17 protein-coding genes are annotated in these 21,216 nt (G+C 36.2%); 4 read left to right on the top strand and 13 right to left on the bottom strand.

The genetic code is table 11. The annotated features are described in order from the left end of the window. Nucleotides 1-139 precede the first annotated feature (139 nt). From KCX82_RS12120 to KCX82_RS12095, 6 genes are all read right to left on the bottom strand, one after another. Nucleotides 140-961, bottom strand: coding sequence for a DUF7973 family transport facilitator (locus KCX82_RS12120; RefSeq protein WP_227018731.1), 822 nt, complete (start codon nt 959-961; stop codon nt 140-142). Nucleotides 962-1,056: 95 nt separating this feature from the next. Next, entirely contained in the window at nt 1,057-1,299 is a 243-nt protein-coding gene (locus tag KCX82_RS12115; RefSeq protein ID WP_227018730.1) for a MoaD/ThiS family protein, read from the bottom strand. Continuing rightward, nucleotides 1,296-3,155 (bottom strand): aldehyde ferredoxin oxidoreductase family protein, encoded by a 1,860-nt coding sequence (locus KCX82_RS12110; RefSeq protein ID WP_227018729.1) that lies wholly within the window; start codon nt 3,153-3,155, stop codon nt 1,296-1,298. The genes KCX82_RS12115 and KCX82_RS12110 overlap by 4 nt, the downstream gene beginning before the upstream one ends. Nucleotides 3,156-3,209: 54 nt before the next feature. Continuing rightward, complete coding sequence (locus KCX82_RS12105; protein ID WP_319633352.1) at nt 3,210-4,355, bottom strand: iron-containing alcohol dehydrogenase; 1,146 nt, start codon at nt 4,353-4,355, stop codon at nt 3,210-3,212. A 434-nt stretch (nt 4,356-4,789) separates the two neighbouring features. Next, on the bottom strand, nt 4,790-6,196 hold the full coding sequence (locus KCX82_RS12100) for a sigma-54 interaction domain-containing protein (RefSeq protein ID WP_227018727.1): 1,407 nt from the start codon (nt 6,194-6,196) through the stop codon (nt 4,790-4,792). A 100-nt stretch (nt 6,197-6,296) separates the two neighbouring features. Beyond that, nucleotides 6,297-7,133, bottom strand: a complete 837-nt coding sequence (locus KCX82_RS12095) for a class II fructose-bisphosphate aldolase (protein WP_227018726.1) — start codon at nt 7,131-7,133, stop codon at nt 6,297-6,299. Nucleotides 7,134-7,437: 304 nt separating this feature from the next. On the opposite strand from KCX82_RS12095, the gene KCX82_RS12090 reads away from it, so the two are divergent. Continuing rightward, a complete protein-coding gene (locus tag KCX82_RS12090) occupies nt 7,438-8,217 on the top strand; it encodes a DeoR/GlpR family DNA-binding transcription regulator (protein ID WP_227018725.1) in 780 nt (259 codons plus the stop codon). 210 nt (nt 8,218-8,427) lie between these two features. Here the strand turns inward: KCX82_RS12090 and KCX82_RS12085 are convergent, their stop codons facing one another. The 7 genes from KCX82_RS12085 to KCX82_RS12055 form a co-directional block, all read right to left on the bottom strand. Then, a complete protein-coding gene (locus KCX82_RS12085) occupies nt 8,428-8,823 on the bottom strand; it encodes a recombinase family protein (protein ID WP_227018724.1) in 396 nt (131 codons plus the stop codon). 367 nt (nt 8,824-9,190) lie between these two features. Beyond that, a complete protein-coding gene (locus KCX82_RS12080) occupies nt 9,191-10,468 on the bottom strand; it encodes a hypothetical protein (protein WP_227018723.1) in 1,278 nt (425 codons plus the stop codon). Between the two features lie 7 nt (nt 10,469-10,475). After that, nucleotides 10,476-12,431: a hypothetical protein gene (locus tag KCX82_RS12075; RefSeq protein ID WP_227018722.1), complete on the bottom strand. Its 1,956-nt coding sequence runs from the start codon at nt 12,429-12,431 to the stop codon at nt 10,476-10,478. A gap of 27 nt (nt 12,432-12,458) precedes the next feature. Beyond that, nucleotides 12,459-12,872: a very short patch repair endonuclease gene (locus KCX82_RS12070; RefSeq protein ID WP_227018721.1), complete on the bottom strand. Its 414-nt coding sequence runs from the start codon at nt 12,870-12,872 to the stop codon at nt 12,459-12,461. 17 nt (nt 12,873-12,889) lie between these two features. After that, complete coding sequence (locus KCX82_RS12065; protein WP_227018720.1) at nt 12,890-14,686, bottom strand: response regulator receiver domain; 1,797 nt, start codon at nt 14,684-14,686, stop codon at nt 12,890-12,892. Further along, a complete protein-coding gene (locus KCX82_RS12060; protein WP_227018719.1) occupies nt 14,679-17,750 on the bottom strand; it encodes a sensor histidine kinase in 3,072 nt (1,023 codons plus the stop codon). Before KCX82_RS12060 ends, KCX82_RS12065 begins: the two co-directional genes overlap by 8 nt. A gap of 12 nt (nt 17,751-17,762) precedes the next feature. Beyond that, complete coding sequence (locus KCX82_RS12055; RefSeq protein ID WP_227018718.1) at nt 17,763-18,857, bottom strand: DNA cytosine methyltransferase; 1,095 nt, start codon at nt 18,855-18,857, stop codon at nt 17,763-17,765. A 288-nt stretch (nt 18,858-19,145) separates the two neighbouring features. Between KCX82_RS12055 and KCX82_RS23255 the strand changes: the two genes are divergently transcribed. The 3 genes from KCX82_RS23255 (at nt 19,146) to KCX82_RS23380 (ending at nt 20,738) form a co-directional block, all read left to right on the top strand. Continuing rightward, nucleotides 19,146-19,322: a helix-turn-helix domain-containing protein gene (locus KCX82_RS23255; protein ID WP_405127695.1), complete on the top strand. Its 177-nt coding sequence runs from the start codon at nt 19,146-19,148 to the stop codon at nt 19,320-19,322. A 280-nt stretch (nt 19,323-19,602) separates the two neighbouring features. Beyond that, nucleotides 19,603-20,430, top strand: a complete 828-nt coding sequence (locus KCX82_RS12050) for an IS3 family transposase (protein ID WP_227018717.1) — start codon at nt 19,603-19,605, stop codon at nt 20,428-20,430. Next, nucleotides 20,427-20,738: a transposase gene (locus tag KCX82_RS23380; RefSeq protein ID WP_465250654.1), complete on the top strand. Its 312-nt coding sequence runs from the start codon at nt 20,427-20,429 to the stop codon at nt 20,736-20,738. The genes KCX82_RS12050 and KCX82_RS23380 overlap by 4 nt, the downstream gene beginning before the upstream one ends. Nucleotides 20,739-21,216: the final 478 nt, after the last annotated feature.

Below are 21,216 nucleotides of genomic sequence, written 5' to 3'. Positions count from 1 at the left end.
AACCTCACCGATTTCTTTTCCTTCGCTGCTCTTTCGAGTTCGACTCTTCTCATCATAATTAGCGTTACACCCGTCGAACTCGCGTCCAGCTTGCTGACGCAAGGGCTTGCCCAATTTGTAACATATAAGAATATCCTCGCTATAGAAAAATAAATATAATTGGACTTAAAACCGCTATCGTTAAAGCAGGCGGATCAATAAATGTATCTGAATTTTTATTAAATAAACTGCCTACTAAATTCCCAAGCAAGAGCGCCAAAATCCCAAAAATGCCTCCAATAATTAAACTGCCGGTAGCCTTTGCAGCGTATGCCGCACATATGGCAACATGATGTGTAACTGGAAACTCGTCATGAAACAGCATTAGCAAGGATAATGCGCTGATCCCGTATCCAATGGGTACAAATCCTGTAAGCTGTGTTGCGAAAGAGGATACTAAGCCTAGGGAAAAACCAAGTAGTGAACTAAACAGTAAGGTTTGAACCCCTGGGTTTATCTTGATTTCTTTCGGTGTTCGCCCTAAAAAACCGGATTTTCCAAAAACCAGTCTTACAAGGACATTAGAAATTACAACTGTGAATGCGATAGTATCAATTTGAATACCACTTACAGCCAACAGCTCATTACAAAGATAACCGAGAACTCCAAATAAGCCTCCAATCAACAGCACATCAAATCTTTTAAGCTTGTTCAAAGGAACAAGAATGTTAGCACCGTCGATCAGTTGTTTTCTACCTGCATATGCTGCCGCAGCCACTGCTCCAGCATAAGAAATATGCGGTCCAAAATATGGCCCAAAAGCAATCAAATTAAGAATGTTGTTGTCACCTGTTGTAACAGCCGCCGCAATCCCTACTAAGATCAGCGCTCCACATAGGCTGAATGAGCCGATTACGCCAAGAGCCGCGGCGAACACCCCGCCTCCAAAGGACGCTAAGATTAAATCAATATTGATACTCATGCTCTCCACTCCATTTCTTTTTTTCCTGAAAAGGGCTGCTGAATTTGAAAAATTTCAACAGCCCTTTTCAATAAAAGCTTCTTAAATACTTGTCATTAACCTCCGGCAATGATTGGAATAATCTCTACTTCATCATCTTCATCCATCTTGTCATTCATATCCACCGTTTGACCGTTTCTTAACACAAGCTTGATCTGTTCTGCCGGTACATTTAAACTGTCAAGGACATCCGCTATTTTTGCATTTTCATCAACACTTAATATATGTATCTTTTTTCTGTCCTCGGGATACCACATCAAATGACCTTTTAAAATAAAGGTGACATTGATTTGTGTCATTGATTCACCACACCGCTTAGATCCAATTGCTCTAACTTGGTTTCTGTGGGGATTCCTTCATTGCTCCAGCCTCTGTATTCATAATAATCTTGCATAATTCTTGGGTAATTAGGAACGCTTCCCGCAGCGGCACCGCTCTTCTTTTCATGTATCATCAGTCTGGGCGGAATTGTATCATCTTTTCTGCTTATTCCAAGCTTGACATTATACATTCTCTTTAGATTGAAAAGCCTTTCCCCAATTTTTTTCACATCTTCTGTCGTTAAATCCCAACCAGTTGCAGCGTTAATCCAATCCTTCATATGGTCATGGGTTATATGACCTAACATGATAAATTTACACAAGCCTAGTGCATCGAAGAGGTTCATTAAATCCTGAAGAAGTGCCGCGTATTCAGCTTTACCTTCTTGACCCAGCGGTTCGAATTTCTTGGTAAATCCCACACACTTTGCAGGATAAGCACCGCCCTCAGAAAAATAGCCTAACGATTCAAGGTGTGATCCCCCTTTATTACCGGTTGCATAGGTAGCCACCATGGTTGTATAAGCTCTAGGGTCGTGCATCGCATAAGAAAGCCCTTTCGTTTCTACAGCAAATTCCTTGGCGGGCTCACCTATTTCCCGAGCAGCATCTCTTACACCTTTCCCTAATAGTTCACCGATACCTTTCTCTTTAAGGGCTATCTTTTTTACAAGCGGCAGTAATCCTTCCGCCATTCCCCATTTCAGTTCTATTCCGTCCGTATCTTCAAGTGTCAAAAGGCCGTTCTCAAAGCACTCAATGGCTAAAGCTACGGCGTTTCCGGTTTCTATCGTGTCTATTCCATACCTGTTGCACAAGTCATTGACAGCACAGATATAGTCTAGATTGTCATTTAGTATATTAGAACCAAAAGCAGCAGCTGTTTCATATTCCGGTCCGTGTCCCACCGTGCCTTTATGCGGGCCTACCCTTACTTCTGCATTTTTCCCGCATCGAACGGGACAAGCCGCGCAGGAATAATGACCCTTTACACAAGTCTCATCCAAATACTGTCCGCTCGTTTTCCAAGCACCATCTTCCCAAGAACCTAATTGCCAATTTTTAATAGGCAGGTCACCTTCCGATTCCACTCCTTGAATTGTTCCCAACGTACCGTAATCATGAAGTATTTTTGCATTCGTGGTGAGGACTTTATTAAATTCTTTTACGCTAGCGCCAAGCTTTTCCCTGTCAAAAATAGGTACTTTCTTTGTTCCATGTACGACTAGCGCCTTCAAATTTTTATAGCCCATTAAAGCACCAAATCCGCACCTTCCGGCCGCTCTGGTTTCATGTCCTCCTACCATGATCGATGAAAGGGGAACCAGTCTCTCACCAGCAGGCCCGATACATGCAGTCTGCGCTTTCACACCGACCTGCTCTTGAAGTATTTTGTCGGACTCATATACATCTTTGCCCCACACATTTCCAGCATCTAAAAATTGAACCTCTCCGTCATTGATAAAAACCGAAACAGGCTTTTCTGACTTTCCAGTAAAAATGATCCCATCATAACCAGCCTTTTTAATCTCCGCTCCAAGAAATCCGCCGACGATGGATTCTCCCCAAATTCCTGTGAGTGGAGATTTTCCGACAACCGTCATCTTTGAAGCAGAGGGAGCCGGCAGACCAATTAATAAGCCAACTAAAAACATTAATGGGTTTTCGGGCGAAAGAGCCGGTATATTATGATCATAGTTACTATACAAAAGCTTCGCACCAAGCCCGCTTCCAACCAGATACTTTTTTAAATCTTCTTCTTCAAGAAGAGTCTCCTTAAAGCTTCTTGAAGTGAGATCAATTTCCAGTAATTTGCCACAATATCCATACGCCATAAAACATCTCTCCTTTTACATGCCATAGATCATATCTTTTTTACTCTTTTTAAATTACATCGCAGCTTCAAATATTTTTATAATATCTTTTTCCGTTCCTTTTATTGGATTGCTCCCTGCATTTCCATCCTTTAAGGCATATTGAGCCATTTTTTCAAAGCTATCAGGGTTCACTTTAAACTGAGCCAGTCCGCTTGGAATTCCAACATCCTGTGACAATTGAGCGATTGCGTCGATTGCTTTTACAGATGCGTCTCTTAATGATAGACCCTGTATATTTTCACCCATGAACTCTGCTATATTTGCAAATTTTTCCAAGTTTGATATCATATTGTACCGCTCAACATGAGGAAGCAAAATAGCGTTTGCGACACCGTGAGCCATATCATAGAATCCACCTAATTGGTGAGCCATAGCATGCACATATCCCAAGCCGCCATTGTTAAATGCCATTCCTGCCAGCAATGAAGCGTACGCCATATTCTCCCTGGCCTCGAGATTTTCTCCATTGGCTACCGCCAATCTTAAGTATTTTGAGATTAACTTTATTGACTGGATAGCGCATGCATCTGTTACTGGATTTGCTCCCAGGGAAACATAGCATTCCACAGCGTGGGTCAGCGCATCCATGCCTGTGGCGGCTGTTAACCCTGCCGGTTTTTTCACCATAAGCTCTGGATCGTTAATGGAAAGGCTTGGCGTATTTTTACTGCTTACAACAACAAACTTCACATTTAAGTCCGTATTTGTCACAACACAATGGCGCGTTACTTCACTGGCCGTTCCGGCCGTTGTATTGACGCAGACTACAGGAGGAAGATCATTTGTAAGCGTTTCGATTCCAGCGTAATCATAAATGTTGCCTGGATGTGATCCCATGATTCCAATTCCTTTTCCGCAGTCATGGGCGCTCCCTCCTCCTACGGTTACAATCATGTCACATTTTTCCTCTTTATACACCTTCAATCCAGCCGCTATATTTTTGTCTTTGGGATTGGGTTCGACTCCGTCAAACAACACTGTTTTCAATCCAGCTTCTTCCAGATATCCTTTTACGATATCCAGTATGCCACATTGCACCATACCAGGATCGGTAACCAAAAGCACCTTTTTTCCACCTAGCATCTTGCTCCGCTCACCCACTACCTTAACTGAACCTGCGCCCATAAAATTGACTGATGGCATTAAAAAATCGTACATTGAAAAATCCTCCTCATTTTTGAATTTTATTAAAGACATTAAAAATAACGATTCAGTATCAACTTTTAGATTTAAAGTACACCTCCTTTTTCTGATTTAGATCAAAACATAAGTATGTTTTACATTCACAACATTTCAAAAGCAAGAAGTGTACCAACCCTTAAAGGCTACAAATACACGACCTCGAAAACCCAAGTTGTTACTTTTAGATACACTTTCAACATGAAGAAAGTATAAACCTTCATTATGCAAGGGTAACCACACGGTGTTACTTTTTGATATGCTGTATTGCTTCCGCGACAGTTCTGTCTTTACCGCAATGTCATTCAGTGAAGACATTGGGCAAGAGAAGCAACGCAAAAAGAACAGAGTACAATTTCTACATACTCTGTTCTCTAATTCACTGCAATTTCTTAACTTTACGGCATTGGTTCTTAGCCACCGTAGATATTATATTTTTTCATCTTTTTATACAGGTTTGCCCTATTAATTCCAAGGGCTTTTGAAGTTTTGCTCTTATTCCAGCCATAAGTCTCCAGCGCTTTGAAAATGATCTGCTTTTCATATCCTTCTAACATGATCCCTAAATGCCCAATCGGAATATCAGGGTTATCTTTGACCATTTTCTTCGGCAGATGTTCTTTTTTTATAATGTTGTCATTTGCATAAGCGAATGCTCTTTCAATGGTATTCTCAAGCTCACGAACATTGCCCGGCCATTTATATTTCTCTAAGCAATCTAAGACCTCTTCATCAATTTTTTCGATATCGGTACCGAACTTTTCATTATACTTTTTCAGGAAAAAATAACATAGCTGGCGAACATCATCAGACCTTTCCCTCAGCGGAGGAATTTCAAAAGCTAGCACATTCAATCGGTAATACAGGTCTTCCCTAAATTTCCCCTCGATTATTTTCTCAAACAAATTTTGATTCGTCGCCGCTATGATTCTCACATCTATCTTTTTCCTTCCATTCCCTCCAACCCTTTCAATTTCTTTTTCTTGTAAGACACGCAATATCTTTGATTGCGTCGTAAAACTCATATCCCCAATTTCATCCAAAAAGATAGTACCTCTATGCGCCAACTCAAACTTTCCAATTTTGCCTCCATGCTTTGCCCCCGTAAAAGCACCCTCCTCATATCCAAATAATTCCGCTTCCAATATGTTTTCAGGAATTGCGGCGCAGTTTATTTTTACGAAATTCTGACCCTTACGCTTACTTAATTCATGTATGGCATTGGCGAAACCCTCTTTGCCGGTACCGCTCTCTCCTGTTATCAATACGGTGGAATCAAACTGTGCAACTCTTAACGCTGTGGCTTTTAATTCAACCATTTTATAATTGTCTCCGATTATATCCTTCAGCGTAAAGCTATTTTCTTTACCTTGCTCTTTATGATAATTGAGTTCTGCTCTTAATGTTTCCAGCTTTTTATACATTGTATTGACTTCTTGCATATCCTTAAAAATTACTTTCCCGATAGCACCGATCACTTTTCCATCTTCTATAATCGGAATCCTGTCGGTTATCGCATCATGACCCCTTAGACGCTGTATTTGTCCAATCTCCGGCTTCCCTGTCTGAAGGATAATGTGCAATCTGGTGTTATCAATAACCTTTGTTACGTCCTTTCCAATAACTTCTTCCCGTTCAACGCCTAGAAAATCAGCATACGCTTTATTCACCATTCTGATATTCCCAAATTTATTTACAATCACAATGCATACCGAAACATCATCAAAAATGCATTTAAACGTATGGTTCTGCAAACTAATACTCTCAATATTTTCCTCTCCGAAAATCATCTTATTCGAATCCCAAATAACATCACACATAACATCCACCCCTATATTATTCGTATTCAACTTTTCTCTAATTTAGGTTGCAATATAAATACATCTCAATTTAAAAGCAAGAAATGTGTCCGCTAATGTCTTAGAAATTCCCCTTGGCAGTCTCAAACACCTTATAATAATGTAAGACACATGATTTGATTCCTTCTATAGCGGAAAAATAATCTTTGTAATAGTCACCGCCAACACTTTCAATTCTCTTCTTTGCGGCCACCTTCGTATCAGTAAAGATATTGACCTTAACAATCCCAGTGCGAACACACTTGTTGAGGTTTTCATCGCCGGAGCCTGAGCCGCCATGCAGCACCAAAGGAATGCTTACATTGGCAGCAATATTATGCAAACGATTGAAATCCAATTCAGGGACGCCTGCATAAGCGCCATGTGCTGTACCGATAGAAACAGCAAGAGAATCAAGACCGGTTTCCAACGCAAAAGAAACGGCATCTTCCACCGTCGTCAGCTGTGAATCGTCTTTCTCCGGATCCAAATACGATTCACCTTCCCCAACATGGCCGATTTCCCCCTCCACGCTAACATTTTTCATATGAGCATATGCTACTATTTCTCGGCAAACCTTGACATTTTCTTCATAGCCCAAACTGGATCCGTCAATCATTACAGATGTAAACCCTGCATCAATTGCTCTTTTTATGTATGCAGGCGTAAGCCCATGGTCAAAATGCAACGCGATTTTCTGTGGGACTCTTTCGGCGTAATACCGAAAGATATAAGCGATTTCTTCGATCTCCATTGCTTCAATATGCACTTCGGCCAGACTGACAATTAAAGGACAATTCGACGCCTCAGCTGCAGCAATAGCACCTTTAATACCAGCCAAGTTAAATACGTTTATTGCCGGAATTGCACACTTGCTACGCTTTGCCTCCCTTAAAAGCTCTATGGTATTAACCAACATCGCCTTCTCCTCCTTTTGCTCATTTTTGCTAATTTTTAAAAAAATTTTACCATAAATTAGCAAAATAGTCAATGCGATTAACTAATTTTACGCACAAAAACTAGCGTCTTGAGTAAATTACTAAAAATGGACTGATTTTTTGATTGGAATTTTCCAAATGTGCATTATTAAAATAAATATAGAAGGACACTATTGCATTTTTGAGCGTTTTTAAAGTATAATAGAGAAGTTAACATATGCCCATTAGAACGAAAAAAGGAGAGTCGCATAGGAAGCTACCAGCCCCCTTTGCTGCATGATCATAATGTTTCAAGAAGAAAGAAAAATACAAATATTAAACATCCTCAATGACAGTAAAAGTACCTCAATTGAACATTTGGCCAAATATCTCAAAGTTTCTCCTTCCACGATTCGCAGGGATCTGACATTGATGGAGAAAGCCGAACTTATAAAAAGAAGCCACGGCGGAGCGATTTTAACACAATATCTGCAGCACGATTACGATTTCAATCAGAAAAAAACAAAAAACTATGAACTTAAAAAGGCTATCGGAAAGCATGCCGCTACTTTAGTGGAAGACGGAGATGTTATTGCATTGAATTCCAGTACCATTACCACATTAATGGCGGAATATCTTACAGTAGAAACATTAACGGTGGTCACCAATTCCATTAATATTTTGAATATCATCATAAGGCAGCACAGCTCTTATCAGATTATTGTGTTGGGCGGGGTATATATAGTCAACGCTCAAACAGTGGAAGGGCCAACAACAATCGAACAAATCAGCCGTCTTCATTTTGACAAGGTTTTCTTTGGTGTAAATGGAATCAATGCTCAATTCGGCTTGTGTACCACCAGCGAATTGGAGGCCAAAGGCAAGATCGCTATGTTAGCGCAAACAAATAAGTCTTATTGTCTTGCAGAAAATGCGAAGTTCGGTCGTTCAGCATTATATCCTGTCGCGCCTCTTTCTGCTGTGGATTCCATCATCACCGACTGGCAGCTGGATCCGCATGTATACGAGGAGTATTCAAAGTATACCGACATACAGATTGCACATGAGCACAACGAAAAAGCTTAATAGATGCCATAAAGGCTCGTAAGATATGCAGAAGGTGGACTTTCCGCATTGAATTTTCCTTCGGCTATGGTCCTTCTAAATGCTCATGTGGAAACGTAAAGGTTCTATCATCCATAGCGATTTGTCTTTCCTTCTTATAAACTAAGACTACCTTATTTCCCCGCTGCTTGCATATATTTCCTGCTAAAATGACAAATTTATACCACCTTCCTATGTTTGAGACTTCGCACGTTCATTTTTGATCTGCTGCACCCTTTCAAAGTCCCGAATCGAAATAATCGCCTCATGGTGGTTTCTGATTAGTGCCTGTTCTAACTCTCCGTTGCTTTTAAACTGTACACCACCAAAGCTCATTGTTTTCTGCAGTAAAACGGAACCGGTATATTTTTCATTTGAGAGCAGTTTGGAAATTGCTTCACTATTCCATTTTGCTTTTCCTGTTGGCGAGGAGATACCCTGCTTTTCTAATCCGGAAGTGATTTTGCCAAAGCTGTCACCTTCAAGGTAACGATTGAAAATCCAGCGAATCACCCTGGCTTCTTCTCTATTGATTATAAGTTCACTATCAGCCTGGGCATTGTATCCACAGCATACTCTATTTGCCATTTTACATTCTGTGCTTTGAAAAGACTTGCGCAACCCTTGGTAATTTTATTTGTCATTTCATTAAATTTAAATAAGAAAAAAGGCGATAGCTTTTTATCACCATCGTACTGATACTTTTTTATTCTGTTTTGATGTGAGTTCGACTCACCTTTTCCTGTGGTAATTTTGCTCTCCAAAATCCTCAGAAGCCGCATGAATAAAAGAAAATTGACAAGCTTTCTTATTGAAAACTTGTCAACCTATCTTGTCAAGTGCACGAGATTTGAATGTCATGTCTGAAAACTCGGGGGAGTCGAACTCTTACTCATATATCTGTTGATAGCTGTAAGTGACAATTAAGATTCCTTTGCAAAGTATTATCTGACTATTACCAATGAATATGGATAGCTCTACTCTGCGGTTTGATATCTACAGAAACTTCAACCCAATCTTGCAAGTTTTTAATTTCATTGCAATATCTATTAAAGTCGAGCGAGCAATTGTTAATTTGAATATCAATAGTATTATTTGAAACATGCAAATTAATACTTTCAAGTATCATCTGTATATTAGAAAAAACAGAACCTCGACAAAATACTTTTATAGGATCAATTGTGTCCGCAATCGCAAGAACGAATAGTAATGGATTATTAAGATTGACTTTCGGATATGCCTTTCCAATTAACAAGTCCAGCCCATATTCTTTGTATGTGTTTACACGCGTAAGGTTTTCACCTGGCTCCCATAAGTTATGCGATATAATACAATCCGCAATATAGGCAAATATAGGTATCTGTTCGCCGCAAAACAGAAGGCCGTTATGTACAAAATTACTAAACTGGCTGTTTCTATTTTCTTGGAATTCACTCTGAAACGCTTTTATGTAGTTTTTAGTTATGCAATCAAAAAAAAGAAACCCGCCTACAATTCCATGATCGCATTTACCATCCAGTGTTAATCTTAAATCAAAGTATCTTGAAATTGTTTTGCTTGGAAATGAAGGGACTTTTATTTCTTGTCCGTTTGCAGCCTTAATTTGAATTGTGTTTGGGATATAGAATTTACGTAAGGTACGAGCTAATTCCTGGTTAGATGGAAAATTATCAGCATCAGTACCCATGTTCACATTTCTACCAAAATGACCCGCATAAGGGCCAAACCAAATTGAGCTATTAATATCCAAAAGGTGCCGCATAGCCCTCATCCTGTAATATGATTGCTTTTCTTCTGGGCTTTTATTTGCTTTATACATGTACCATTCCGGCATATCTAACGCTAATAATTCTTCGGCTAATTGCTTATTACTTTCTATACCATAGCCTTGGTCATGAAATAGGCAAACCAAATTCCATAGATAATAAAAGCTTAAATTTAAATGAGGATAATTAATTTCAAAATCACCTATTCTTTGTATATTTCGCGCGAGTAAAATTCCTATAAAATATGCCGATACAGAATGACTTGCTCTAAAATATTTATGCGTTCCATTATACTCTGGACCTTGATTAATAATTAGCATTTGCTTTTGAGCAGTACGAAATAGATCATCAATAAAACCTTCTGGAGATGTAAAAGGAAATTGTTTTATTGTCTGTCTGGAGTAGTAATACCAATCGACTTGATTTGTTGGAGTTAGTAATGCATCTATATCCTCTTTAATAGACATTTTTATATCATCCTCCTGGTGTTTTACGCTGAAATTTGGTAGGCGTAGTATCATCTATAATGGTTGGTCTAACAATCTGATATCCTACCCCTAAATCATTTAAATGAACAATTGGTTCTTCCATTGTTTCTAAATTCTCAAACTGATTTAGCATAAAATTCCATAATTCTTCACCAGTATTTAAAGGATTAACACTTCTAGCATACATGTCCTTATCTTTATTATAATTCCAAACGGGTACTATCCGTTGGGCTAGGATAGTTTTAAGATCATCAAAACATACCACCGGAAAATAAAAGTCCGAGAATGAAGATTTTAATTCCTTGTACCCTGAAAATTTACGATGGTTTAGAAGAATGAACGGAGCTAAATTGAGGTTTTCAATATCAATGCCTGACTTCTGTTCAATATAAGCCTTGGCATCAGGGTTTTCCAATATTAGAAACATACGACAATCAATCTGCTCTCTGGCCTTTAGTAATGTATCCTTTAGGAAATTATAAGTATCAATAGCCGAATTCGGAAGGATTGAAGCTTTCGCTTCATATATGAAGACGTAATTATCAAAAACAAACATTCCATCGATTTCTGGAACACCTCTATTTTTGTTCTGAGGGACTCTTCCAAATTTTAACCCCATAGACTTAAAAAAATTTTCCAGGTTATCTTCAAATACAAATCCTTTTTGTTCACTCTTATTTTCTCTTTTAAAATTAACTGCAACTTGATTTGTTAATATCTTGTCAAGCATTCTCTCTATTGCAATTTCGTTAATCCTTGATGGAAGAATAAAAAATAAGTTATCACTTTTTAATAACACTTTGTCATGTACTAAATAATGTTTGTTTACATCATTATTTAAATCATATGACAAAAGGTCTAATAAATTGCCTTCCTTCGCATTATCTAATCCAATTGCTCTTAGTAGCGCTTTTCTACCCATGAGACACAAAAACGCTGATTTAATATTTCTCTTATCTTCATTTTGTTCAGTAATATACGCGTATACTGCTTTTATTAGGCAAAGCAGATCATTAACAGAATAATTCCTATCACGATATGTAAATTCTGTATCTGGATCACCATAAATATCTATTAATTTTTTATAATTTTGGTGAATTTGCATTGCTACCGCAAATTCACTGGCTTTTGCAAAATCAATCCTTACAACTTCATTGTCCCCATGTATTTTTAAGGCTCCAACGTTCTGCATAAGATCTACTTCCTCATCAAGTGTTTTATCTATTTCCTCTTGATAAATATCGTTTAGATCCCTATATTTCTCCATCTTAGCCCAATATTCAGGGTTTCTGTTTAAAATCCAGTAATCATCTAATAGGTACGGAATGTAACTTCGATAGGAATGCTCTTCCAACAAATCTCGGAATGATTTTAGATATGACGTTAATAAAAAAAATTGATCACAGATATTTTGGAATTTTGATTTCAATGGAGTTTTATACGAAAATGGCAAAGAATTTTTAATGATGTATTCGACAACTACATCAAAACTTTCCTGTAGATGTTCTAATTGTGAAGAGGAGATTTTTTTATTGTTGGGTTGGCCAAGGAAAGGTTTACCCCCTTCTATAAGTTTGACTGTATACTCTAAGTGAAACAAAATATCCTCAATACACAATTTGTATTCTGGATTTATTAGCAGATCTTTAATTTGTTTATCGCATATCATTTGTCGATTACGAACAAATAGTATAAAGTTAAGGTCATTTCGTGCTGTAGTTCTAATTTTTTCAGGCACGGCTTCAAGCCTTAGGTATAATTCTTTTATATTATCTAAAGAAATTTCAAAAAGAATTTTACTCCTTAATACAATATTATGAAACTCAAGACCCTTATCAAGGTATCTTACAATAAAATACGTCACAAGTTTTTCAACGTCGCTTTCATAAATTGATATTTCATCAATAAAGTTCTTACAAGTTTTCGGATCAATAGGTATCACATTCTTGCCCCCATGGTTTATTTCAAACTAACAACCTATTCTGATTGAATCAACAATTTCTTTAAGATGATCATCGGCCTTATTTAACTGGCACTCCCATATCGTTATTACACTCCATCCAAGTTCAATTAACTTCTGAATATTATATGCGTCTCTTATCTTATTCGCTGAAATCTTACTTGCCCACCATTCTGTTCTTGTTTTGGGGAGTTGAGCTCGCTTACAATTCTCATGGCCATGCCAAAAGCAGCCATGAACAAAGATAATCGTTTTATATTTGGGAAGGACAATGTCCGGTTTTCCCGGTAAAGTAGTAACATTAATCCTAAACCTTAGCCCTAAAGAAAAGAGATATTTTCTAACAAGAACTTCTGGTTTTGTGTTTTTACTCTTTATCCTTGACATATTAAAGCTTCTAGTTTCCTTGGAATGAATGTCCATAATATCACCATTTATGCTTACATTATCATATCGATAAGCATATCGCCGAAACTTACATTTTTGTCCTTTATAAAAAGCTCGTCCACCCCATTACGTAAAAAATAACTAATAAATTTAGATTGGATTTGTTTGGTATATTCATACCTCATATTATAATATCTCTTATATCTCTTTACTCTTTCTTTGTCCTCTTTCGACTTAAGATTAAACATATGTACACTATAAAAATCCCACTCAACAGGAACTATATGCTCTCCTTTCTTATTACAGCAAGGAAGGAGACTTACATATTGTTTATATTTATTGTTATTTTCAATATGCTTTTTATAATCTCTCCATGATATCACATGCCCGGGTATAAATGTTACTCTTTCGTTGATACTACTGCTAAGTCGTAAAGTATCACATTCAGGAGTAATGCATAAGAGATATTCGTAATAGTCTCTTTTTCTATCTTTTAATTCAAAGACATCACCTATTGAAAACAAATTATCTAGTTCAATACCACCTTTATCCAAACGTTCTTCAAAAACCTCATCTTCACTATATTTGTCATATTTAGTAAACTCAAGTAATTTGAGTAGGGCCTCTCCATAATGCTTTTTCAAATCTATCATGGTATCATTTGGCTTTAATGATCCCAGGATGATACAATCCAATAAATTGGGGTACACACTATTCTTAAAGCTCATATTTGTTAACAAATCTGCTGTAAATTGGATCGGGGGTTTATCAAGAGCTGAAAAATTCATATTATTGAAATACTCAAACAACTTATCGATTTCACTGTCTTTAAGAATGTCTGACAACATATCATCAGTATATGAAGTTATAAATTTAGGCTTGGTTTCTTTTCCTTGATAGCATTCACAACAGTCTTTAATAACTGTCATTTTTTTTGTGTATTCCTTAATGTGATTAATAATATTTTCTTTAATGTATTCCGTTGTTTCGACGGGTAATGATGCAAATGCTAAAATATTTTCAGATATGACTTTGTTTAGCTCTTTATTAAATCCTTCTTGAGTTGTATCGTTTTTTAACACTTGCATAAGGGCTAGTATTTTAAAAGGATTTGTTGTTTTCATTAATACTTCCGATGATTTCTCTTCAATGACCTGGGAATATTGTAAAATTGCTAAAAAAAGCTCTCCGAAATTGTCCAACATAGTTAGTGAAAAAGTATCCAGTAGTTTTGATAATTCACATTCGGTTTTTTGCTGAAGGAAAATAATTATGCTTCCAATTTGGTATAGTGAATTCTCCTCACTTATAGAATCTAAATTAAAATTGAATTCTTTCGCTATTTTAAAAATCGATTCCTTAATAGGATTTAAATCATCACTATCAGTGTAGATTGTAATAAACCTTAATCTCTTGTCGCTTCCAAATGTTTTTATTACTTCATTGTATATTTGGGTTTGATCTGGTATATTCCAATCAAGAATTATCCAGGTGAACTTTTTCGCGAAGTTGATAAATTTATATACATCAAAGCTTTCTGAGTCTTTAAACTCATACGGGAAAAGATTCATATTTCTTTCACGACAGTAATATAAAACATTGGAAATTGATTCGTCTTTAATTGGTTCTTCTTTAATTAGCTCCTCAACAATTAAATTGTTTTCAATATCACCTACAACATCCATTGCTGCAGGATCAACATCCTCATGCGATAGTTCAAATTTTGCAATACCATCATTCTGACTGATTGAATTGCCCAAAACAAATCTGAAATCATCATCCAGCATTATAATGTTGTTAAAGTAATTTTTAAGAACATTTTGGCATTGCAACTGATTACTACTACTCATTTTCAACCCTTCCCCCAAAAGTTATCTCAAAACAAGCTCCGTCTCCTATCCTACCATTGACTAAAGAAATTCCAAAGCCATCCATATTCAACAATTTCTTCGATATATAAAGGCCAATACCCCGGCCCGAATTATTTGGCTTTGTTGTAAAGAACAGTTCAAAAATCTTTTCTCTTAAATAATTCGGAATTCCTGGTCCTGTATCTTCAATATACAAAGCGTTTTTTGTGACATCAAAGTACCATATAATTTTTTTCTTTTTAGCACTTTGTAACCAATAAATTGAGTTATCAATTAAATTTGATAAAATCGGCTGTAGCTTTGATGGTGATGTGTATATTGCTATTTCTCCATCAACTTCATTAATCACTGAAATATTATTTCTGTCCAAACGAATTCTAAAAAAGTCCGTTAAATCATCAATTGTCTTTCTTATTAAGACATCGCGTTTCCAAAGATTTTTACTACGATATGTAGGTGAAAGCTGCGAGTGTCTATTAGATATTGCGTTAAATCCTACATATATTTGATTTAACCAATACTTCTGATTATTGTCCTTTATTGAAGTACTAAGATTATTAATCGCATATTTGACGTTAGTAAAATACTGATTAAATTCGTGATCGACAACTTCAGCAGCTAAGCCTACATTCGCTAACTCTGATAGAATTGTATTTTCTTGGCGGAGTGAATTATTAACAGCTATCAGTCCTTCAAGATAATCGCCGGCTGGCATATCACTCTCAAATAATGAATTTAATGTTTGTAAATACTCATATTGGCTATCAACCATTTCATATTTATTAAGTTTAGAAGAAATGGTATTATCTAGAATATCCTCTAAATCAGATAAGTTATTAATAATAGCAAACAATTCTTCTGTATTGTAAATATTGTTACTAACATTTGATTTTGTCTGATTCAGTATTGATAATTTCTGATTCAATATACTAGCGGTATTGTTATTAATTTCATTTAACTCCTGTTCTATCTCAATTTTAGTTTTATTATAATAGCCTAATAATTTATTAATATGCTCTTTAGCAATACTGCGGGAGATACTATCCTTTTTTTCTTTTTGAATAATTTCTATTAAATCGTTACATTTATTTTGTATTAAAGATATGTACTCATTAGATTGTGATTTTGTTTTTTCAAAGGCACTCCTTATTTCATTTAAATTATTTTGAAATTGCCGCAGCATCGTGGAATAACGACTACAATATTCTTTTAATTTTTCGTTGACGCTATAAATTGAAATTACTAATTCATTATCTAGTACAGGTGCAAATTTTTTATCAATTGATATCACTTCTGATGTAATGCAATTTATATCATTTTTTGCTCTAATTATAGCATCATTAATTACATCAAGTTGAAATAAAACTTTAGTATCTTGATTATTATTTAGATTAGAAAGTGCGTCCTCAATTATTCTAAAGGTTTCCTTTAAATGATCGTTTTTTATTTTTTTATTTAATAATCCTAATCTTTCTTTGATTTCTTTAATATAAGCTTTATTAAGGCGCTCTTGCTCCTTTGCAATTCTGTCATTAAGTTCAGCAGCTTTCTTGGTCTCATCATTAAATCTAGTGTAGGATTCTCTTAAGCCTAGCCCGTTAATAATATCTGTGGCAAGAAATATCAATAATTTTTGCAATGTAGATACAAAATAAAAATATGCTCTGTTTTCAATTAATCCCTCTCTGTTGGATTTATCCTCCAGTAGTGGATTGTTTTCACGAGAGATGTCAATTCGCCCATACATTCTTCTGTGGGAGAAAACATAATATCCAGCACCCCTAGTTCTACGTTCTTCAATGCCAAGGAAATCATTTCGAGGCTCTCCATAAGGTAATATCCTAACATCGTCTCGGTATACGGAGATACCGCCATATAAAGCTAATTTGCTGACTTGTGCCTGCCAAATATCCGCATTCAGCGAAGATAATGCTTCGGTACCTTCTATTTGCATAAATTCAATAAAAAATTCTCCACAATCAGTAGTCTCTTCAATATCTGAAGGTGAGACATTTAATCCATTTTGGAGTATTTTATTTGCCTCATTTAATTTTTCTTCATTAGCATTTATTGCTTTTATTTCTCCGGTGAAAATACCCTTAGATATCTTCCCCTTTACTTTTAAATCGAAATTATTATAGTCTTCATCTGTGAATCCATATGAAAATTCCTTTATCTCATCCCTACACCAGACTATTATTTCGAAATCTTTGGTACTATTATTTGTATTAAAAATAAATGTATTTAACCTATTATAATTTGACCAGGAATACTCATTACTAGCTATTTCTTTTCTCGATTCCTTTGCAGATCCAAGTATTTTATACCACTCGTCATTAATATTTGTAATATAGAGGAGTGTCCCGCTACCTGCCTTCTCAATTAACTGCATCTGATTATATAATTTAACATAATCGACCTCATAGTCATTTAGCTCTTTTTTTATTGTAGAATATAGCTCCTCAAGCTCCCCTTTTAATTGAATATTATTTTTGTCATCATCAAACCAAAAGCTCTTTTTTAGATTCTCTTTGACTGGTATTAATAATTCATTGATATATGTGCTTATATCCTTTGCCTCTTTTATTGCACAATTTGAAAGGTGCCCAACACTGATTTGATCTAATGATGCAAATTTATTATTGAATGTATTCCAATCAATTAATATAATTTCCCATCCATTTGAATCAGTAGCTTTTGTAATCATTAGTAATTGATTCCCAAGGGTCGAAGCAGCTAGTCTTCCAATTCCTTTTTCGCCCATCATTACACGTCCGCTTGGCGTTTCTCGTTTTTTCTGAAACTTTGAATCAGTTCCGATTACCAGCCATTTTTCTAGAATGTCTTTCTTTGTCATACCACAACCAGTATCTGAGATTAATATATAATTACTATTTTTATAGTCATTAAATATTACACGACAGGTTTTAGCATCAGCATCATAAGCATTTTTTATTAATTCTGTTAACGCTGTGACACCGTCTCTTATTTGTTTTTTACCAAGTAATTCAATCGTTCGGGATTTGGTAGTAAAGTTACTCATATTAACCCCTCCTTAATAATTATTGCTAATCCTTTTCATACACTCTTTGATAATGTGATTACCTAAAGTCTCTATTAATAATACAGGGACTGCATTCCCAATATGCTTTGCAATTATTCCCATAGACCCTTGGAATGTATAATCCATCGGAAATGTTTGTAAAAGCGCGCCTTCACGCAATGATAAGGCGCGGTTTTGTTCCGGATGACCAAATCGACCATTTGATAAACTGAAGAACTTAGTGGTAATCGTCGGAGCCGGCCTATCCCAATATACTCGGCCGTAGACATCCGTATATACGTTTTCATTGTCAACATAACACGGAAGGGGTTTAACTTTCATCCATTCACTTCTATTCCCACCGTCATGTTTTGTATTTGCAATGCGTAGCAAATTATTCTTACTTAAATTAGCTGCTCTATGTAGGGGGTCATTAGAGCATGTTTCGCCTGCTTTAATCGCAGGTAGTTTATACTTACTTAACCATTTTTTTACTGAAACAATATCTTCCAAGTTCTTACCATGTGTTTGTTTCGGGAAATCTATTCCATCATGTTTGGATGCAATCAGTATGCGTCTATTGCGATTTTGCGGAACTCCGTAATACTTTGCATTAATATTCGAATCCTTGTAATGATATCCATATGTCGATATTTTTTCTTTGAACTGGTTAAGTATTCCTCCGTATTTCGGAGAATCAATGCCGGGGACATTCTCTATTAATAGATAGTCTGGTTTAAAATGTTTAACGAAATCTGCAAAACGAATTAAGCACTGCCGGTCCTTCTCTCTCTTAACTTTAATTGTTGAAAGGTTTGTAAAGGGTTGGCACGGCGCACAAGCAACAAATAGTAAAGCGTCATATTTATATTGTGTTAGAATCTCTTGGATGGTTTTAAATTCTAATTTATTAATATCAATATTAATAAATTTGACAGGGTTTCCCTCTGAGTTTTTATTATTAGTCGTATAAGTAATTTCTGCAGTACTATCTAAATCAATCCCACAGACAACTTCAATTCCTGAGTTGAGTAATCCACGAGTCACTCCCCCTGCGCCACAAAAGAAATCGACTGCAATTATTCGTTTTTCCTTATTATTTTCCACTAAGCACTCTCCGAATGTATTCAACGTAATTAATGTTCAAGTATAAAAGATGATAATAACTCCATTTTATTCTTTTCAAAAATATTATAGCTGATTTTTCCTTATTTTCAAAGAAAAAGTATGTAAAATTTATTAATTCCAGAGGCAGGCCGTCCATTGATTATTTTAATAATCGACGTTTCTGCCTGTCACCCCCTGAAGCGGTGGTTCGAATATTAACTATTTTATGTTATGCTATGATAAATCGACTCAAAAATAAAAATGGAAGTTTTATATTTGTAAAACGCTATATATGAAGAAGAAAGAGCGCATATATCTGAGTTATATCGAAATGGCACCACCGCTCTGGAATTATGTGCAAAATACGATATGGTTCGAAGCAGCTTATACAAATGGAAAAGCCGCCTTCACCAGTTCCAATTACAACAAAAACTGCCAGGGAGCTCTATATGTTCGAAAAAGTAGTTACTCTGCTACGTATCACCAATGAGATACTATTGAATTACGGATGCATGACCTCAGCTACATTACAAGAGAAATTTCCAGAAATCGAGCAAAGGAAAGGCACTTGGTCTATCGTTGTCTAATTGTACCAAACATTATTGAAACCTTAATTAAATATAATTTCTAGCAATGTAATATAGAGACTTCTCTGCTCTCCGTTACACACTTGATGGTTTCATTCCCCACCTATACAATTTTAAGCAAATCTATATTTTTTCCCAAATGAAGGAGGAATTGAATCATGAAACTAAGCAAAGAAGAAAAGTATCAGTTAGTCCTAAGATATCTTAACGGTGAATCGGCAACGGATATTTGTTTGGAGGCGGGAATCGCCAGAAGCACATTTTACGATTGGATAAGACCATACAAAGTAGATGAGGCTGATTCTGAATATGCCGTAAGCGCAAGCGAATTTGCTAAAATGAAGCAGTATATAACAAAGCTCGAGCAAAAGATAGAGGTGCTGCAAAAAGTAAATTGTACTGCGTCCACTCCATTGAAAGAAAAGCTGCACGAGCTGGCTCTGCTTTATGGTCAATACAGCGTTCATACGCTCTGTGAAGCCCTGAATGTGGATAGAGGCACCTATTACAATCATATCTTTCGGAGCAAAAAAGATAATAACAGTTACCAATTTCGCAGAAATCAGTTAAGCGAATTGATTCGTCAGGTATATGAAGAGAATGATCAAATCTACGGAGCAAAAAAAATTAGAGCGGTTTTGTCAGAAAGAGGCGTAGCAGTGAGTGACAAAATGGTCGCCAAATTAATGCAGGAAATGAATCTGCACAGTATTCGGAATTACGTAAAACAGGATTACTTACAGTTCAAAGAGAAAAAAAAGACTGATCATCTGAAAATGCGATTTTCTGTCCATGCTCCCAATCAGGTTTGGGTCAGCGATGTAACTTACTTTAAGCATGAATCAAGATTTCAATACATCTGTGCCATCATCGATCTATATTCAAGAAAGGTCGTTGCCCATAAGATTTCACAAAACACAGCACTCAGCTCATCACAGCTACGTTTAAGCAGGCTTACTCCTCTCGCAGACCTGAAGCCGGATTGATTTTTCATAGCGATCGCGGTGCTCAATATACGTCGCATGCATTTCAGAATCTGCTCAAAAACTGTGGTGTAAAGCAATCCTTTTCTCCATCGGGAAGACCACAGCACAATGCGGTCATGGAGTCATTTTTTTCAACGATGAAGAGAGAAGAGCTTTATAGAACCAACTATCATTCATTAAACGAATTGAAAGAACGGGTAGAGCGGTTTATCAACCGTTATAATAACGAACGTCCGCATATAACTTTGAATTATAAAACGCCAAATGCGCATGAACGCTTGTTTTTCAAGAAGCAGGACAAACAATAAAATTGGACAAAGGTGTTCAAAAGTCGTATTTTTTGGTTTTTAAATTCTGAAATTTTACTGTTTTCTCAAAACGAGCTCAGACGATTCAAACTATACAAAAAGCTCAAACCCTTTTTTTATAAGCATTTGAGCATAAGAAAAACGGTATGATTCTGGACATTCCGAAAATCCGAAAAAAAGTTCAAATTTCATACCACGTTTAATTTGAGGCAATTTCTTATTTATATCTGAAGGTGGCGAGAGTTACACAGATTTGCGATACCCTCTCTATTTCGCAAATCTGCCGTCCTGCACCTGTGCGACAGGCTTGGACCGTTCACCTAAAAACAGTCCACGACTGTTTTCTTAACGTCGAACGCTCTTTCGAGTTCGACTCTCCCGATCTTTAGACAAAAAATAAAAATGCCACCTTATTCAGGTGACATTTTATTTTTTGTATTGTACATGGAAAATAGATATCATATTATTTTTGAAGGTG

This window comes from Sinanaerobacter chloroacetimidivorans (genome assembly GCF_018128545.1).
Classification (GTDB): domain Bacteria; phylum Bacillota; class Clostridia; order Peptostreptococcales; family Anaerovoracaceae; genus Sinanaerobacter; species Sinanaerobacter chloroacetimidivorans.
The sequence above is the reverse complement of the archived record's forward strand: the minus strand, read 5'-3'. Positions and strand labels throughout refer to the sequence as shown.

What these genes read in the sequence shown, in the direction of transcription:
- KCX82_RS12095 (WP_227018726.1), bottom strand. Translation starts at nt 7,133, where the DNA reads ATGTTGGTTAATACCATAGAGCTTTTAAGGGAGGCAAAGCGTAGCAAG.
- KCX82_RS12100 (WP_227018727.1), bottom strand. Translation starts at nt 6,196, where the DNA reads ATGTGTGATGTTATTTGGGATTCGAATAAGATGATTTTCGGAGAGGAA.
- KCX82_RS12065 (WP_227018720.1), bottom strand. Translation starts at nt 14,686, where the DNA reads ATGAGTAGTAGTAATCAGTTGCAATGCCAAAATGTTCTTAAAAATTAC.
- KCX82_RS12085 (WP_227018724.1), bottom strand. Translation starts at nt 8,823, where the DNA reads ATGGCAAATAGAGTATGCTGTGGATACAATGCCCAGGCTGATAGTGAA.
- KCX82_RS12105 (WP_319633352.1), bottom strand. Translation starts at nt 4,355, where the DNA reads ATGTACGATTTTTTAATGCCATCAGTCAATTTTATGGGCGCAGGTTCA.
- KCX82_RS12070 (WP_227018721.1), bottom strand. Translation starts at nt 12,872, where the DNA reads ATGGACATTCATTCCAAGGAAACTAGAAGCTTTAATATGTCAAGGATA.
- KCX82_RS12050 (WP_227018717.1), top strand. Translation starts at nt 19,603, where the DNA reads ATGAAACTAAGCAAAGAAGAAAAGTATCAGTTAGTCCTAAGATATCTT.
- KCX82_RS12090 (WP_227018725.1), top strand. Translation starts at nt 7,438, where the DNA reads ATGTTTCAAGAAGAAAGAAAAATACAAATATTAAACATCCTCAATGAC.
- KCX82_RS12120 (WP_227018731.1), bottom strand. Translation starts at nt 961, where the DNA reads ATGAGTATCAATATTGATTTAATCTTAGCGTCCTTTGGAGGCGGGGTG.
- KCX82_RS12110 (WP_227018729.1), bottom strand. Translation starts at nt 3,155, where the DNA reads ATGGCGTATGGATATTGTGGCAAATTACTGGAAATTGATCTCACTTCA.
- KCX82_RS12115 (WP_227018730.1), bottom strand. Translation starts at nt 1,299, where the DNA reads ATGACACAAATCAATGTCACCTTTATTTTAAAAGGTCATTTGATGTGG.
- KCX82_RS12060 (WP_227018719.1), bottom strand. Translation starts at nt 17,750, where the DNA reads ATGAGTAACTTTACTACCAAATCCCGAACGATTGAATTACTTGGTAAA.
- KCX82_RS12080 (WP_227018723.1), bottom strand. Translation starts at nt 10,468, where the DNA reads ATGTCTATTAAAGAGGATATAGATGCATTACTAACTCCAACAAATCAA.